This window comes from Cupriavidus sp. FW305-F7, from assembly GCF_058782875.1.
In genome coordinates, this window is the sequence record NZ_JBYSYC010000006.1 from 55706 (window position 1) to 69198 (window position 13493).

Consider the following 13493-nt stretch of genomic DNA (forward strand, 5'->3'; position numbering starts at 1 on the left):
CACCAACACGGACAGCATCGCGCCATGAAGCAGTATCAAATGTTCATCGACGGCACCTTCGTCAATGCGAGCGACGGTCGCTGGTTTGAAACCCAGAATCCCTTTACCGGCAAGACCTGGGCCGAAGTGGCCCGCGGCACCGCAGCAGATATCGATCGCGCCGTGCAGGCGGCCGATCAGGCGTTCCGCTCGGGGCCGTGGTCGGAGATGACGGCGACGCAGCGTGGCGCCTTGCTGCGCAAGCTCGGCGACCTGATCGCCCGGGACGCGGAGCGGCTGGCCGAGTTCGAAGTGCAGGACAACGGCAAGCTGCTGGCGGAGATGGGCGCCCAGCTCAAGTACCTGCCGCAGTGGTTCTATTACTTCGGCGGGCTGGCCGACAAGATCGAAGGCACGGTCATTCCGCTCGACAAGAAGGGCTATTTCAACTACACGCGGCGCGAGCGGCTGGGCGTGGTGGCGGCCATCACGCCGTGGAACTCACCGCTGATGCTGCTGGCGTGGAAGATCGCGCCGGCTCTCGCGGCGGGATGTACCGTGGTGGTGAAGCCGTCGGAGTTCACTTCGGTGTCTGCGCTCGAGCTTGCGCTGCTGTTCGAGGAAGCCGGCTTTCCCGCGGGCGTCTTCAACGTCGTGACCGGGTTTGGCGTCGAGGTGGGCTCGCCGCTGGTGACGCATCCGCTGGTCAAGAAGGTGACCTTCACCGGATCGGACGCCACCGGACGCGTGATCAACCAGCAGTGTGCGGCGCAGTTCAAGCACGTGAGCCTGGAGCTCGGCGGCAAGTCGCCGAACATCGTCTTCAACGATGCCAACCTGGATGACGCCGTCAACGGCGCCGTCTCCGGCATCTTCGCCGCCAGCGGCCAGACCTGTATCGCCGGTTCGCGGCTGCTGCTGCAGGAAGACATTCACGATATCTTTGTCGAGAAGCTGCTGGCGCTGGCCAGCACGGCAAAGCTCGGCAACCCGATGAATGCCTCCACGCAGGTGGGGCCCATCACCACGCCCGCGCAATACGAAAAGGTGCTGTCGTATATCCAGATCGCGCAGGACGAAGGGGCGGAGCTGCTGCTCGGCGGCAAGCCGGCGTCCTGCGGCGACGGATGGTTTGTCGAGCCGACCATCTTTGCCAGGGTCTCGCCGAAGATGCGCATCGCGCAGGAGGAGGTGTTCGGGCCGGTGCTGTCCATCCTGAAGTTCAGGGACGAAGCCGACGCCATCGCGATTGCCAATGACAGTTGTTATGGGCTTGGAGCGGGGGTCTGGACATCCGACATCGGTCGTGCCTTCCGCATGTCGGAGAAGATCCAGGCGGGCACGGTCTGGGTCAATACCTATCGCGCGGTCAGCTTTATGTCGCCGTTCGGCGGGTACAAGGACTCGGGCCTCGGCCGTGAAAACGGCATCGCTGCCATCGAGTCGTACCTGCAGACCAAGAGTGTGTGGATCAATACGGGAGCGGCTACGGGTAATCCGTTCATGATCCGCTGATTGTGTTTTACCGAAGCCTGTGGCGGGGGCCGCTTGTTTTCTCCCCTCTCCCATTTATGGGAGAGGGGGGGGAACGCGTTATGACAGTGCGTTGTCAGGGCTCCCGCCCGCTGCCTGTGCCACCTCGATCAGTTCGTCGATCAGCGCCTTCGCGCAGCCGGGCAGGCCTTCCAGTTCCCGCACGATCACCGCACGCTCCCGCAGCGCCCACGGTTCGTGCAACTCGATGATCTCGATCTTCATCGTCTGCCGGTGGCGCAACGCGGCCGATAACGGCACCACGCCAATGCCGACGCCAGCCTCGATCATCCGGCACATGGCTTCAAAGCTGCGGATCTGGATGCGGATCTGCAGCTTGCGCCGCTGGTCGCGGACCAGCTCGGTAAGAAAGGCGTGCAGGGTGCTGCCTTCATGCAGGCTGACATGCTCATAGTCGAGCGTGTCTTCAAAAGCGAGGTTCGGCTTCTGCGTCAGCGGATGGCCGAGCGGTGTGGCCAGAACCAGCTTGTCCGTACTGAAATGGATGACCTCCAGCCCTTCCGAGTTCAGCGGTCCGGAGATGATGCCAAGGTCCGCGCTGCCGTCCAGCACGCCGCGGATGATGTCCCGCGTCAGGCGTTCCTGCAGGTCGACGGTGACGGCGGGGCGCTCTGACATAAAGCGCGCCAGCACCTCTGGCATGAACTCCGTCACGGCGGTGGTGTTCGCAAAGATGCGGATATGACCGACCGAGTCCTTGGCGTATTCCTCGAACTCGCTTTTGACATGCTCGAACTGGCGCTCGATCACCCGGGTATGCCGCAGCAGGCGCTCGCCGGCCGGGGTCAGGGCCAGGCCCTTGCTCTCGCGATAGAAGAGGCGGGTGCCTAGCTGGTCCTCCAGCGCCTTGAGCCGCGCGCTGGCTGCGGCGGGCGACAGAAATGCCTTGCGCGCCCCGCGCGACAGGTTTTCCTCCTCGGCGATGCGTGCAAACAGCCTCAGGTCGGCAAAGTCGAAATGCATATGTGCTCCTTCTGCTGAACTTTACCAAGGCGTCAAATTTGTCGCAAACCGGCAGGTCTTCGGTGTTTTCGGCGCAGACGAACGGCTGCTTCGAGAAAACGAGATTTACCCAAGCCAGCGTCGCTGCGAGACTTGCTCAGAGGCGAATTGCATCGCCAACTGAATCTCAGTCGTTCGTTGCCGCCAAGGCAGTTCGAACGCAATCCTCCCCCCCGAAAAGGCTGCTATGCGTCCCCTCGATGGCATTACCGTGGTTTCCCTGGAGCATGCAATCGCTGCGCCATTCTGCACCCGCCAGCTCGCGGACCTGGGCGCGCGCGTGATCAAGATCGAGCGGCCCAAGGTCGGCGACTTTGCCCGCGGCTATGACGAAAGAGTGGACGGCATGTCCTCGCACTTTGCCTGGACCAACCGTTCGAAGGAAAGCCTGGCGCTGGACCTGAAGCACCAGGAGGCCCCCGCCATCCTGCAGAAGATCCTGGACAAGGCGGACGTGCTGGTGCAGAACCTGGCGCCGGGCGCCGCCGACCGGCTTGGGCTGTCATATGAAGCGCTGTCCCAGCGCTATCCCGGCATCGTTGTCTGCGACATCTCTGGCTATGGCAACGACGGCCCGTATCGGGACAAGAAGGCCTACGACCTGCTGATCCAGGCGGAGTCCGGCTTCGTCTCGATCACGGGCACCCCGGAAAGCCCATCCAAGGCAGGCTGCTCGATCGCGGATATCGCCGCCGGCATGTACGCCTACACCAATATCCTGGCGGCGCTGCTGCAGCGCGGCAAGACGGGCAAGGGTGCCCATATCGATGTCTCGATGCTGGAAAGCATGGTTGAGTGGATGAGCTATCCGCTCTACTACGCCTTCGACGGCGCCACGCCGCCGCCGCGCGCGGGCGCCTCGCACGCGACCATCTTCCCCTATGGCCCGTTCACAGCAGGCGATGGCAAGACCATCATTCTCGGCCTGCAGAATGAGCGCGAGTGGGAGGCCTTCTGCCGGGTGGTGCTGGAACGGCCGGAGCTGACGAGCGACGAGCGCTTCGTCACCAACTCCCTGCGCGCCAGGAGCCGCGTCGAGTTGACGCAGATCATCACCGACGCCTTCGCCGCGCTGGACATCGACCAGGTGGTCGAGCGGCTGGAGCGTGCCCAGATCGCTAACGCCCGCATGAACGATATGCGCGAGGTCTGGAACCACCCGCAACTCAAGGCACGCGAGCGCTGGACATCGGTCCGCTCTCCCGTGGGCGTGATCCCGGCATTGCTGCCGCCCGGCATGCCGAATGCGTTCGAGCCGCGCATGGACGCCATCCCGGCGCTGGGTGAGCACAGCGAGCACATCCTGCGCGAGCTCGGCTACACCGGCGACGACGTGTCGCGGCTGCGCACGGAAGGCGCCATCTGACCTCATTCCGGAAGGGTACGTGCTTTCCGTCCAAGCGAATGGCTCGTTCCGAACTTTCGAATTGGAAGCTGCGGCGGCAGCGTGCATAGTGGAAGCCAGGCAATCAAGACTAGAGAGATGTGATGGACGTTGTGAAGCTGAAGGAATGGATTGGCAGGACGGCGGAAAGCCAGGACGAGATCACGGCATATCCCGTCAAGGCGCTCGCAGCGACCCTGGACTACGATCAGCGGGCACCCGTTCGCGGCGATGCCATTGCGCCGCTCTGGCACTGGCTCTATTTCCTGCCGCTGCACCGGCAATCCGAGATTGGTGCCGATGGCCATGCCAGCCGCGGCGGCTTCCTGCCGCCGGTGCCGCTGCCGCGCCGCATGTGGGCCGGCGGCCGCCTGTGGTTCCACCAGCCGCTGCGCATCGGCGATGCCGCCTCGAAGGTGTCGCGCATCCTCGATGTCAGCGCCAAGAGCGGACGTAGCGGATCGCTCGCCTTTGTGACGGTCGAGCACAAGTACTACGGCGGCAATGGACTGGCGGTTACCGAAGAGCACGACATCGTCTACCGCGAGAGCGCATCGCCGAACGCGCCCGCACCGGAAGCGGTGCGGGCGCCGACGGGCGAAGAATGGGTGCACGAGGTGGCGACCGATCCCGTCCTGCTGTTCCGCTTCTCCGCGCTGACCTTCAACGGCCATCGCATCCATTACGACAAGCAGTACGTGACCGCGATCGAGCACTATCCGGACCTGATCGTCCACGGCCCGCTGCTGGCACTGCTGATGCTGGAACTGGTGCGCACGAACCTGCCGGACGCAGTGGTCAAGACCTTCTCGTTCCGGGGCGTGCGGCCGACCTTCGTGCCCCAGCGCATTTTCGTCTGCGGCAAGCGCAGCGAGGACGGCAAGACCGTCGAGCTGTGGGTCCGCCATGAAGATGGCGCCCTCGCGATGAGCGCGACCGCTGAACTGAACTGAACTAACCCCAAAGTTGCTGGAGACCAGGCTGTGCAGAACAGAATCGATGAATACCAGGAAATCCGTGAGGCCGTGCGCGATCTGTGCGGCCAGTTCTCATCGGAATACTTCCGAAAGGTTGACGAAGTACGGGGCTATCCCGAGGAATTCGTTAGCGCGCTGACCCAGGCCGGCTGGCTGGCCGCGCTGATCCCGGAGGAGTACGGCGGCTCGGGCCTGGGCCTGACCCAGGCGTCCGTCATCATGGAGGAAATCAACCGTGCCGGCGGCAATTCGGGCGCCTGCCACGGCCAGATGTACAACATGGGCACGCTACTGCGCCATGGCTCGGCCGAGCAGAAGAAGCTGTACCTGCCCAAGATCGCCAGCGGCGAACTGCGCCTGCAATCGATGGCCGTGACCGAGCCGACCACGGGCACCGACACGACCAAGATCAAGACTACCGCCGCGCGCAAGGGCGACAAGTATGTCGTCAACGGCCAGAAGGTGTGGATCTCGCGCGTCCAGCATTCGGACCTGATGATCCTGCTGGCCCGCACCACGCCGCTTGCCGAGTGCAAGAAGAAGTCGGAAGGCATGTCGATCTTCCTGGTCGATCTGCGCGAGGCCATCGGCAAGGGCCTGACGGTCCAGCCCATCATCAACATGGTCAACCATGAGACCAATGAGCTGTTCTTCGACAACCTGGAAATCCCGGCGGAGAACCTGATCGGCGAGGAGGGCAAGGGTTTCAAGTACATCCTCGACGGCCTCAACGCCGAGCGCACGCTGATTGCCGCCGAATGCATCGGCGACGGCTACTGGTTTATCGACAAGGTGACCAAGTACGTCAACGAGCGCGTCGTCTTCGGCCGGCCGATTGGCCAGAACCAGGGCGTGCAGTTTCCTATCGCCAGGGCCTTCGTCAACGTGGAAGCGGCCAACCTGATGCGGTTCAAGGCGGCGAAGCTGTTCGACGCGCACCAGCCCTGCGGCGCCGAAGCCAATATGGCGAAGCTGCTGGCCGCGGACGCGTCGTGGGAAGCGGCTAACGCCTGCCTGCAGTATCACGGCGGCTTTGGCTTCGCGGCGGAGTACGACGTCGAGCGCAAGTTCCGCGAGACCCGGCTCTACCAGGTGGCGCCGATTTCGACCAACCTGATTCTTTCCTACGTCGGCGAGCACATCCTGGGGATGCCGCGGTCGTTCTGAGGTTTTGCTTCCGTGGTCTCCTGGACCTTGCGACCCGCCTTCGAGCGGGTCGTTTTTTCTTCCGCGGTCTCCCAGTCGTCAGAGATCCAGCACCAGCTCTGCGCCTTGCGCCCGGGAAACACAGATCAGGATGGACCGGTTCGCGGCCCGCTCGTCCTCGCTCAGTACATAGTCGCGATGGTCCGCGGCGCCGGCAAGGAGCGGAACTTCGCAACTCCGGCACAGGCCTTCGCGACACGCTGAGGGCAGGCACAGGCCATTCGCTTCCAGCACGGACAGGATGCTGTCACCGGCGGGGATGGTGAAACGCCCGCCATGCCGCAGCAAGCTGACTTCGAACGCGCGGTCTGGCTTGTCGCTCCGGTCGGCATCGGCGCCGAAGCGTTCGAAGTGTACGGCGCCGGACTCGATCCCGGCCGCCCGGCCACAATCCGACACGGCGTTCATCATCGGTCCCGGGCCGCAACAGTACACGTGCCAGCCGGCAGGCATCTCACGCAGCGCAGCGCCCAGGTCGACCCGTTCGCCGCGATGCTCGTCATCGGCATGCACGACAACGCGATCGGCATGGGACGCAAGCCGATCGAGGTAGGCGGCGCCGCCGCGCGAGCGTACGCAGTACAACAGGCGCCACTCGCGTCCATGCTCGACGCACCAGCGGATCATGCTGAGGATCGGTGTGATGCCGATACCGCCGGCAATAAACAGATGCCCTGGCGCGGACGTTTCCAGGCGAAACAACGATCGCGGCGTGCCGACCTGCAGGCGATCGCCCACTCGCAGTTGCTCATGTGCATAGCGCGATCCGCCGCGGGATGCCGGCGCCAGGCCGATGCCAAGGCAATAGCGTCCGATATCGGCAGCCGAACTGGCAATCGAGTACTGCCTCGTCAGGCCGTTGGGAAGCGCCACGTCAACGTGTGCGCCGGGATCAAAGCCTGGCAGCGCTGCACGCGACGGGCAGCGCAACTCAACGCCCAGCACGCCCTCCGCTTCCGTGCGCAATCCGGTGACAACCAGTTCCATCACGTCATGCCTCCTTTAGTTGCCGCACCCGCCCACGCTGGGCGGCTTCTTCTTCCAGCCGGCGCGCGACCACCCAGCGGAACTGGGACAGGGCCGCGTCGATGGAGAACGGTATCATCTTGAAGTCGGGCGCGAGTGCCAGCGAGCGCTGCTGCGCGGTGATGATGTCGCGGTCCTCGTCGAACGCGGCCACTACGGCCTGGTGGATGGACCGGGTGACCTCCGGCTGGTCGATCGCGAAGTTATGCGGATGGGCAAAGAAGTAGTGCGTGGAGTTCTCGGTTTCCGGCGTCAGTGCCTGGCAGCCGCGAAATTCCGCGGCGTCGATGCGCCTGCCTTCCTGTGCCCCGGTCCCGGTCGGCGCCATGCCGGAGTCCATCAGCAGGATTGCCGGCAGCGTGAAGTTGTAGATGTTCCAGCGGTCGACCTTTCCCGGCCAGTCCTTGACCTGCTTCACAAATGGCGGGGCCTCGGTATCGATGGTCCAGCGGGTAATGCGCACGCCATCTTCGAGACGCTCGACCGTCGGCTGCACGCCCGCGTAGTCCTCGCTGCCCCCAAGCGTGGTGGGATGCACGAACGGCAAGTGCGAGAAGTCCAGCAGGTTGTCTGCGATCAACAGGTAGTTGACGTCGTAGTGGATGTAGCCATCGAGGCTGCGCCACGCCGGGTCGTCCAACCAGTGGGTGTCAGGGATCAGCGCCGGATCAGCCGCTTCCGCGTCACCCATCCAGATCCAGATCCAGCTATTGCGCTCGACCACGGGGAAGGTCCGCACGCGCGCTTGCGGCGGGATCCGCTGCTGCGCCGGCGCTTCGACGCATTGGCCGGTTGGATCGAACTTGAGCCCGTGGTACATGCAGCGCACGCAGTCGCCTTCGCGCCGACCCACCGACAGCGGCGCACCGCGGTGGCAGCAGCGGTCTTCTATCGCCACCAGCGTTCCGTCTTCGGCCCGATACATCAGCACCGGGATGCCGATGATGGTCCGGCTGAACAAGTCGCTGGCCCCGACTTCCTTGTCCCAGCCCGCCACATACCAGGTGTTCCTGACAAACATCCTCTGTCTCCTGTATCGATTTTCGGCCTCTCTGGGGCCGCCTTGACAGGAGATTAGGCAGGGGCTCACTATGCGTCAATCGCATGCATAACATAGTAAGGATGTACGCCGTGCATAACGCTCCGTTCGACTACAACCTGCTTGCCGTGTTCGACGCCATGCTCCGCGAGCGCAATGTGACGCGTGCGGCCGAGCAGCTAGGCCTGACGCAAAGCGCGATGAGCCATGCGCTGAACCGGCTGCGCAGCTATTTCGATGACCCGCTGTTTGTCAAGACCGCGCACGGGATGACGCCGACGACCAAGGCCGAGGGCCTGGCCGGGCCGATCCTCGACGTCATGACGACCATGCAGACGCGCGTGCTGCCGCAGTCGAGCTTCGACCCGGCGACCATGCAGCGCACGTTCACGCTATGCATGACGGACATGGGCGAGCTTGTATTCCTCCCGCCGCTGATGCAGCGCCTGCGCGCCATCGCGCCGCGCTGCTCGCTGCGCACCTTGCAGGTACCGATGCCGCAGATCGAGGCGCTGCTCGCCTCGGGCGAGGCGGATCTGGTGCTCGGCTCAGTGCGTACCGCACCCGAGGCGTTGTTCCAGCAGCAGCTGTTCATGCATGGATTCGTGACCATCGTCAGCAGCCGCAACAAGACGGTTGGCGACACGCTGACTGTCGAGCAGTTTGAGACCATGCCGCACATTGCGGTCAGCCTGGCGGGGCGCTCGAGCCCGGCCTATGACGCCGCATTTGAGAGCCACGGACTGAAGCGGCGCGTCTATGTCTACACACCCCACTTCCTGAGCGTGCCGCTGCTGATGGACCGGGAGCCGGACCTGATCGCCACCGTGCCCGAGGAGCTCGCCAACGTCTTCAGCCGATATGGCGTGGTGCGCGTGGTGAAACCGCCGGTTGCCTTGCCACCGTTCGCGTTGAGCCAGTACTGGCACCCGCGCTTTCACCACGATCCCGCGATCGTCTGGTTGCGGCAGCTCGTCAAGCAGACCTTCGATCAGTATCCGGCGATCCCCGCATTGCCAGCAGATGACGCCTCGCTGAGGCCACGCAAGGATGCCGGGCGCAAGCCTGCAAAGAGCACTAACCGATAGCCGCCAGCACGCTCAGTTTTCCTGCCACGGCATCTCCTTCCACAGTTTCTGGAAGCCCGCCTCGCCGCGCTCCAGCTCCGCGCTGTAGGCCGCTGGCGCGAGGTAGCGCAGCGGCGCATACATCGCCTCGGCCTGCTGGCGGAACTGCGGATCGGCGACCACACGCGCCATGGCATCCACCAGCTTCTTCCTTACCGGCTCAGGCAGGCCCTTGGGCGCCGCCAGGCCGCGCAGCGAAGCCAGCTCGATGTCGAAGCCCTGTTCGCGGAAGGTGGGCACGTTCGGGGCCAGTGCTGCCCGTGTTGCGCCCATCTGGCCGATGAACTTGATCGGCGAGCCGCCTTTCTGGTACTGCAGCGCTTCGCCCACGTTGATGGCTCCGATGGTGAGCTGCTGCCCGACCAGCGCCGCGCGGACGTCGCCTGCGCCCTTGTAGCCGACATGGGTTAGCTTGACGCCCGCGGCCTTCTCGAACAGCAGCATGGCAAGGTGGTCGTCCGAGCCGACGCCGGTGGTGCCGACTGACACCTCTCCCGGATGCGCCTTGGCATGGTGCACCAGCGCGGCCAGCGAGTCAATGCGATTGCCGTTGTGTACCGTGAAGCCGCCCGGATCGTCGACCAGGTTGCCGATCAGGTCGAAGCTGCGCCAGGTGAAGGTGGTCTTGCGCTCGATGGGAATGGTTAGCAGGTTCGGCGTATTGATAAAGCCGATGGTGTAGCCGTCCGGCGCGGACCGTGCCAGTTCAGCGAAGCCGATGGCGCCGCCCGCGCCGGGCTTGTTCTGTACCACCACCGTGGCGCCGCCGAGTTGCTTCTCGAGGTGGCGGGCCAGCAGGCGTGCCACCAGGTCCGTCCCGCCCCCGGGACCGTAGGCCACGATCATCTGGATAGGGCGGTTGGGATAGGGCGCCTCTGCCCTGGCGCCGGCCGTGGCGGCGAGGCCGCACGCCAGTGCGAGCGCGCCGACCAGGCGAAGGGGAAAGCGCCGGCGCCATTGGTCTTGGGTCGGGTGCATGGTTGGTGTCTCCTCGCCGGTCTGGTATGCCAGCGTGTTATGTGTAAAGAATAGTCCGCGGAATTGCGGGCTAAGGTGTGACCGATGACACGGCGGCAGCCTGCAACGCTGCCGCGATGCGCTGTTGCGCACGCGGCCAGACTTCGGGGTTGACCAGCCGCTCGGGCCGCTCGCCACTGGCCAGCAGCGTGACGATTTGAGTGGCGGCCAGTTCGGCGTTCCTGCGTCGTGCCTCGTGAGTAACGCCAGCGGTGTGGAAGGTGGCGACGACGTTGTCCAGCGCGAGCAAGGGGTGGGAGCGTGGTGGCGGCTCCTGTTCCCACACGTCCAGACCGGCGCCGGCAAGATGGCCGCTGGCCAGCGCCGCATGCAGCGCGCCCTCATCGTGGATGCCGCCGCGCGCGGTGCTGACGAAGATGCTGCCCGGCCGCATCGCGGCAAAGGCGGCGCCATCCATCATGCGCAGCGTGGTGGCGTCGCGCGGGCAATGCAGCGAGACCACGTCGGCACTGCGCAGCAATTCCTCGAGCGACACCGCCTGTGCGCCGCGCGCGGCCAGCTCCGCTGCATCCAGCGCCGGGTCGCACCCGATCACGCGCATGCCGAAGGCGCGGCCGAGTGCGGCGACGCGGCGGCCGGCGTGGCCCACGCCGACCAGGCCGAGCGTGCGGCCGCGCAGTTCGTGGCCCATCAGGTCCTCACGGCTCTCGCAGTTGTGCGCGCGCAGGCTGCGGTCGGATTCGGCGATGCGGCGCAGTACCGCGAGCATCAGGCCCAGCGTCATCTCCGCCACCGAGTCGGCGTTGCCGCCGGCTTGGTTGAGCACCGCGACGCCGGCCTCGGTGCAGGCATCGATGTCGATGGTGTCGCAGCCGGAGCCGCTGGACGACACCGCCAGCAGGTTCGGGCAGCGCGCCAGCAGCGCGGCGTCGGCGAACCAGCGGCGCGGGATCTCGTCCTTGGCGGCCGAGATCTGGTAGACATGAGCGCCGGACAGCCGGTCCCAGGCGGCCGCGTCGGCGCCTTCGCGGGCGCAGGTATGCAGCGTCAGGCCTGGCGTGGCCGTAATGATGCGGTCAAAGGCCGCGTCCAGCCAGTGGTCGAAACGGACCACCGTGCCGGCGGCAGGCATCGGCAGGACGGGCGCGTTCATACGGCCACCCCCTTTTCGCGCAGCGTGCGCTCGACCCAGCTCCGATCGGCGCGACCTTGCGCGATCGACTCGAGCACCGCTGCTTCGGTGCGTTGTACGTTCTCCACGCGCGCGGCGATTTCCTCGGCATCCTCGGCCGCAACGACCAGCAGGCCGTCGCCGTCGCCCAGCACCAGGTCACCGGGGCGCACCACCATGCCGTCGATGCAGACGGGTACATGCAATTCGCCGGGACCGTCCTTGTAAGGACCGCGGTGCGAGACCCCGCGCGCATAGACGGGCAACGTCTCCTTGCCGATCGTATCGCTGTCGCGGATCAGGCCGTCGATGACGAAGCCCGCTGCGCCGCGCGCGATCGCCAGCGCCAGCATGATCTCGCCGATGATGGCATTGGGACCGGCGCCGCCGGCATCGACGACGATCACATCGCCGGGTCCGCAGAGGTCGAGGGCCTTGTGCACCATCAGGTTGTCGCCCGGGCGCGTGCGCACGGTGAGGGCGCGGCCGGCCATGACGCCATCGCGCCGGTGATGGGGCCGCAGCCGCGTGGTGCCGACGGTGCGGCTCATTGCGTCGCTGACATTGGCCACCGGGAAGCTGCCGTAGCGTTCCAGCAGCGCGTTGCTGACGGTCGGCGCCGGCTTGGGGTGGATGCGGAAGCCGTGAAGCGTGCTCATCGATAAGTCTCCGGGTGAGGGGGCATGTGGGGTAGTGAAGCGGCAGGACGGATGCAGGCAGGGCCGATGTCTGCCAGCCGGGGCAGGCCGAGCATCGCCATATCGCGCGAGATCTCGGCCTGCAACAAGTCGATGGCGTGCGCCACGCCGGGGGTGGACCCGACCGTCGCCGCATAGGCGAACGGCCGTCCGACAAAGACGCAACGCGCGCCGAGCGCGAGCGCCTTGATCACGTCGGTGCCGCGGCGTACGCCGCTGTCGAGTATCACCGGCAGATCGGGCACGGCGTGAACGATCTCGGGCAGGACGCGCAGCGGCGCGATGGCGCCGTCCAGTTGCCGGCCGCCATGGTTCGAGACGATGATCCCGTCCACGCCGTGGCGGCGCGCCAGCAGCGCGTCTTCCGCGGTCAGGATGCCCTTGACCACCAGCGTGCCTTTCCAGCGCCGGCGGATGCCTTCGAGGTGCGTCCAGGTGAAATGTGCGCGGTCGGAGAAGTCGCGCAGCACGCGCGACGACAGGATGGGCGCGCCGCGGTGCGCATAGGCGTTCTCGAAATGCGGCATGCCGTGCCGCAGCAGCGTGCGCGCAAAGGTGCCGAGCAGCCAGCGCGGGTGGGTGATGCCTTGCCATGCCAGGCTTGCGCTCGGGCGCAGCGGCGTCGAGAAGCCAGCGCGCACGTTGTTCTCGCGATTGCCCGCAACGGGCGTATCGACGGTGATCACCAGCGTCCCGACGCCTGCCGCCTCGACGCGCGACAACAGCCCGTCGATCTGCGCCATGTCGCCGGGCAGGTAGGCCTGGAACCAGGTGCCGGGCGCGGCTGCCATCACTTCTTCCAGCCGGATCAGCGATGAACCGCTCATGATCGCCGGCACCCCGGCCTGCTGCGCGGCCTGCGCCAGCACGATATCGCCGCGGTAAGCGAACAGCGCGGCAATACCCATGGGCGCAATGCCGAACGGGGCGGCATAGCGCCGGCCGAACAGCTCGAAGCCGAGTTCGCGCGTGGCCACGCCGGCAAGCACGCGCGGCCGCAGCGCGATCTTGGCGAAGGCGCGGCGGTTCTCCGCCAGCGAGACGCTGTCCTCCACCGCACCGCTGACATAGGCGTACAGCGGCCGGGGCAGGCGGCGGCGGGCGAGCGGTTCAAGGTCGTTTAGCGAAAGCACTTGCCTGCGCAAGGTGCCTGCGCCGCTTGCGGTCGCGGTCGTCACGCGCGGCGCGGAAGCGGTGCTGACGGCATTTGTGGCGCGGTCAGCGGCGTTGTCTGCAGCAGGGGCATGAAGAGCTGACATGATCGATATAGGGGGGCAGGGCGACGACGAGGCTTCAATCTAGCAACCGCAAGGAATCGATAAAAGCGAAAAATAACGAAGCTATAATTTCGC

At 65.6% G+C, this 13493-nt stretch carries 12 protein-coding genes; 5 read left to right on the forward strand and 7 right to left on the reverse strand.

Translation table 11 applies throughout. The features are described from left to right. The first annotated feature begins 24 nt into the window (after positions 1 to 24). Positions 25 to 1494, forward strand: a complete 1470-nt coding sequence (locus AC3WL8_RS07540) for an aldehyde dehydrogenase (protein ID WP_211981847.1) — start codon at positions 25 to 27, stop codon at positions 1492 to 1494. 78 nt (positions 1495 to 1572) lie between these two features. Here AC3WL8_RS07540 and AC3WL8_RS07545 read toward each other — a convergent pair whose 3' ends face one another. Beyond that, a complete protein-coding gene (locus AC3WL8_RS07545; RefSeq protein ID WP_211981844.1) occupies positions 1573 to 2496 on the reverse strand; it encodes a LysR family transcriptional regulator in 924 nt (307 codons plus the stop codon). A 226-nt stretch (positions 2497 to 2722) separates the two neighbouring features. Here AC3WL8_RS07545 and AC3WL8_RS07550 point away from each other — a divergent pair, with 226 nt between their 5' ends. The 3 genes from AC3WL8_RS07550 to AC3WL8_RS07560 all read left to right on the forward strand — a co-directional run bounded on the left by AC3WL8_RS07550 (position 2723) and on the right by AC3WL8_RS07560 (position 6063). Continuing rightward, positions 2723 to 3901: a CaiB/BaiF CoA transferase family protein gene (locus AC3WL8_RS07550; RefSeq protein WP_211981842.1), complete on the forward strand. Its 1179-nt coding sequence runs from the start codon at positions 2723 to 2725 to the stop codon at positions 3899 to 3901. A 122-nt stretch (positions 3902 to 4023) separates the two neighbouring features. Further along, positions 4024 to 4872: an HTD2 family dehydratase gene (locus AC3WL8_RS07555; protein WP_211981840.1), complete on the forward strand. Its 849-nt coding sequence runs from the start codon at positions 4024 to 4026 to the stop codon at positions 4870 to 4872. Between the two features lie 30 nt (positions 4873 to 4902). Next, complete coding sequence (locus tag AC3WL8_RS07560; protein WP_013953410.1) at positions 4903 to 6063, forward strand: acyl-CoA dehydrogenase family protein; 1161 nt, start codon at positions 4903 to 4905, stop codon at positions 6061 to 6063. Between the two features lie 78 nt (positions 6064 to 6141). Here the strand turns inward: AC3WL8_RS07560 and AC3WL8_RS07565 are convergent, their stop codons facing one another. Together AC3WL8_RS07565 and AC3WL8_RS07570 are read right to left on the reverse strand one after the other, a co-directional pair. Continuing rightward, a complete protein-coding gene (locus AC3WL8_RS07565) occupies positions 6142 to 6975 on the reverse strand; it encodes a PDR/VanB family oxidoreductase (RefSeq protein ID WP_492378085.1) in 834 nt (277 codons plus the stop codon). 118 nt (positions 6976 to 7093) lie between these two features. Further along, entirely contained in the window at positions 7094 to 8149 is a 1056-nt protein-coding gene (locus AC3WL8_RS07570; protein ID WP_492378086.1) for an aromatic ring-hydroxylating dioxygenase subunit alpha, read from the reverse strand. Between the two features lie 101 nt (positions 8150 to 8250). Here AC3WL8_RS07570 and AC3WL8_RS07575 point away from each other — a divergent pair, with 101 nt between their 5' ends. Then, on the forward strand, positions 8251 to 9255 hold the full coding sequence (locus AC3WL8_RS07575; RefSeq protein WP_249221306.1) for a LysR family transcriptional regulator: 1005 nt from the start codon (positions 8251 to 8253) through the stop codon (positions 9253 to 9255). Between the two features lie 12 nt (positions 9256 to 9267). Here AC3WL8_RS07575 and AC3WL8_RS07580 read toward each other — a convergent pair whose 3' ends face one another. From AC3WL8_RS07580 to AC3WL8_RS07595, 4 genes are all read right to left on the reverse strand, one after another. Further along, positions 9268 to 10272: a tripartite tricarboxylate transporter substrate binding protein gene (locus AC3WL8_RS07580; protein WP_492378087.1), complete on the reverse strand. Its 1005-nt coding sequence runs from the start codon at positions 10270 to 10272 to the stop codon at positions 9268 to 9270. A 70-nt stretch (positions 10273 to 10342) separates the two neighbouring features. Further along, entirely contained in the window at positions 10343 to 11425 is a 1083-nt protein-coding gene (locus AC3WL8_RS07585) for a hydroxyacid dehydrogenase (RefSeq protein WP_249221305.1), read from the reverse strand. Further along, positions 11422 to 12102: an RraA family protein gene (locus AC3WL8_RS07590; protein ID WP_211981836.1), complete on the reverse strand. Its 681-nt coding sequence runs from the start codon at positions 12100 to 12102 to the stop codon at positions 11422 to 11424. Before AC3WL8_RS07590 ends, AC3WL8_RS07585 begins: the two co-directional genes overlap by 4 nt. Next, a complete protein-coding gene (locus tag AC3WL8_RS07595) occupies positions 12099 to 13400 on the reverse strand; it encodes an alpha-hydroxy acid oxidase (protein ID WP_492378088.1) in 1302 nt (433 codons plus the stop codon). The genes AC3WL8_RS07590 and AC3WL8_RS07595 overlap by 4 nt, the downstream gene beginning before the upstream one ends. Between the last annotated feature and the right edge of the window lie 93 nt (positions 13401 to 13493).

What these genes read in the sequence shown, in the direction of transcription:
- AC3WL8_RS07540 (WP_211981847.1), top strand. Translation starts at nt 25, where the DNA reads ATGAAGCAGTATCAAATGTTCATCGACGGCACCTTCGTCAATGCGAGC.
- AC3WL8_RS07545 (WP_211981844.1), bottom strand. Translation starts at nt 2,496, where the DNA reads ATGCATTTCGACTTTGCCGACCTGAGGCTGTTTGCACGCATCGCCGAG.
- AC3WL8_RS07550 (WP_211981842.1), top strand. Translation starts at nt 2,723, where the DNA reads ATGCGTCCCCTCGATGGCATTACCGTGGTTTCCCTGGAGCATGCAATC.
- AC3WL8_RS07555 (WP_211981840.1), top strand. Translation starts at nt 4,024, where the DNA reads ATGGACGTTGTGAAGCTGAAGGAATGGATTGGCAGGACGGCGGAAAGC.
- AC3WL8_RS07570 (WP_492378086.1), bottom strand. Translation starts at nt 8,149, where the DNA reads ATGTTTGTCAGGAACACCTGGTATGTGGCGGGCTGGGACAAGGAAGTC.
- AC3WL8_RS07575 (WP_249221306.1), top strand. Translation starts at nt 8,251, where the DNA reads ATGTACGCCGTGCATAACGCTCCGTTCGACTACAACCTGCTTGCCGTG.
- AC3WL8_RS07580 (WP_492378087.1), bottom strand. Translation starts at nt 10,272, where the DNA reads ATGCACCCGACCCAAGACCAATGGCGCCGGCGCTTTCCCCTTCGCCTG.
- AC3WL8_RS07585 (WP_249221305.1), bottom strand. Translation starts at nt 11,425, where the DNA reads ATGAACGCGCCCGTCCTGCCGATGCCTGCCGCCGGCACGGTGGTCCGT.
- AC3WL8_RS07590 (WP_211981836.1), bottom strand. Translation starts at nt 12,102, where the DNA reads ATGAGCACGCTTCACGGCTTCCGCATCCACCCCAAGCCGGCGCCGACC.
- AC3WL8_RS07595 (WP_492378088.1), bottom strand. Translation starts at nt 13,400, where the DNA reads ATGTCAGCTCTTCATGCCCCTGCTGCAGACAACGCCGCTGACCGCGCC.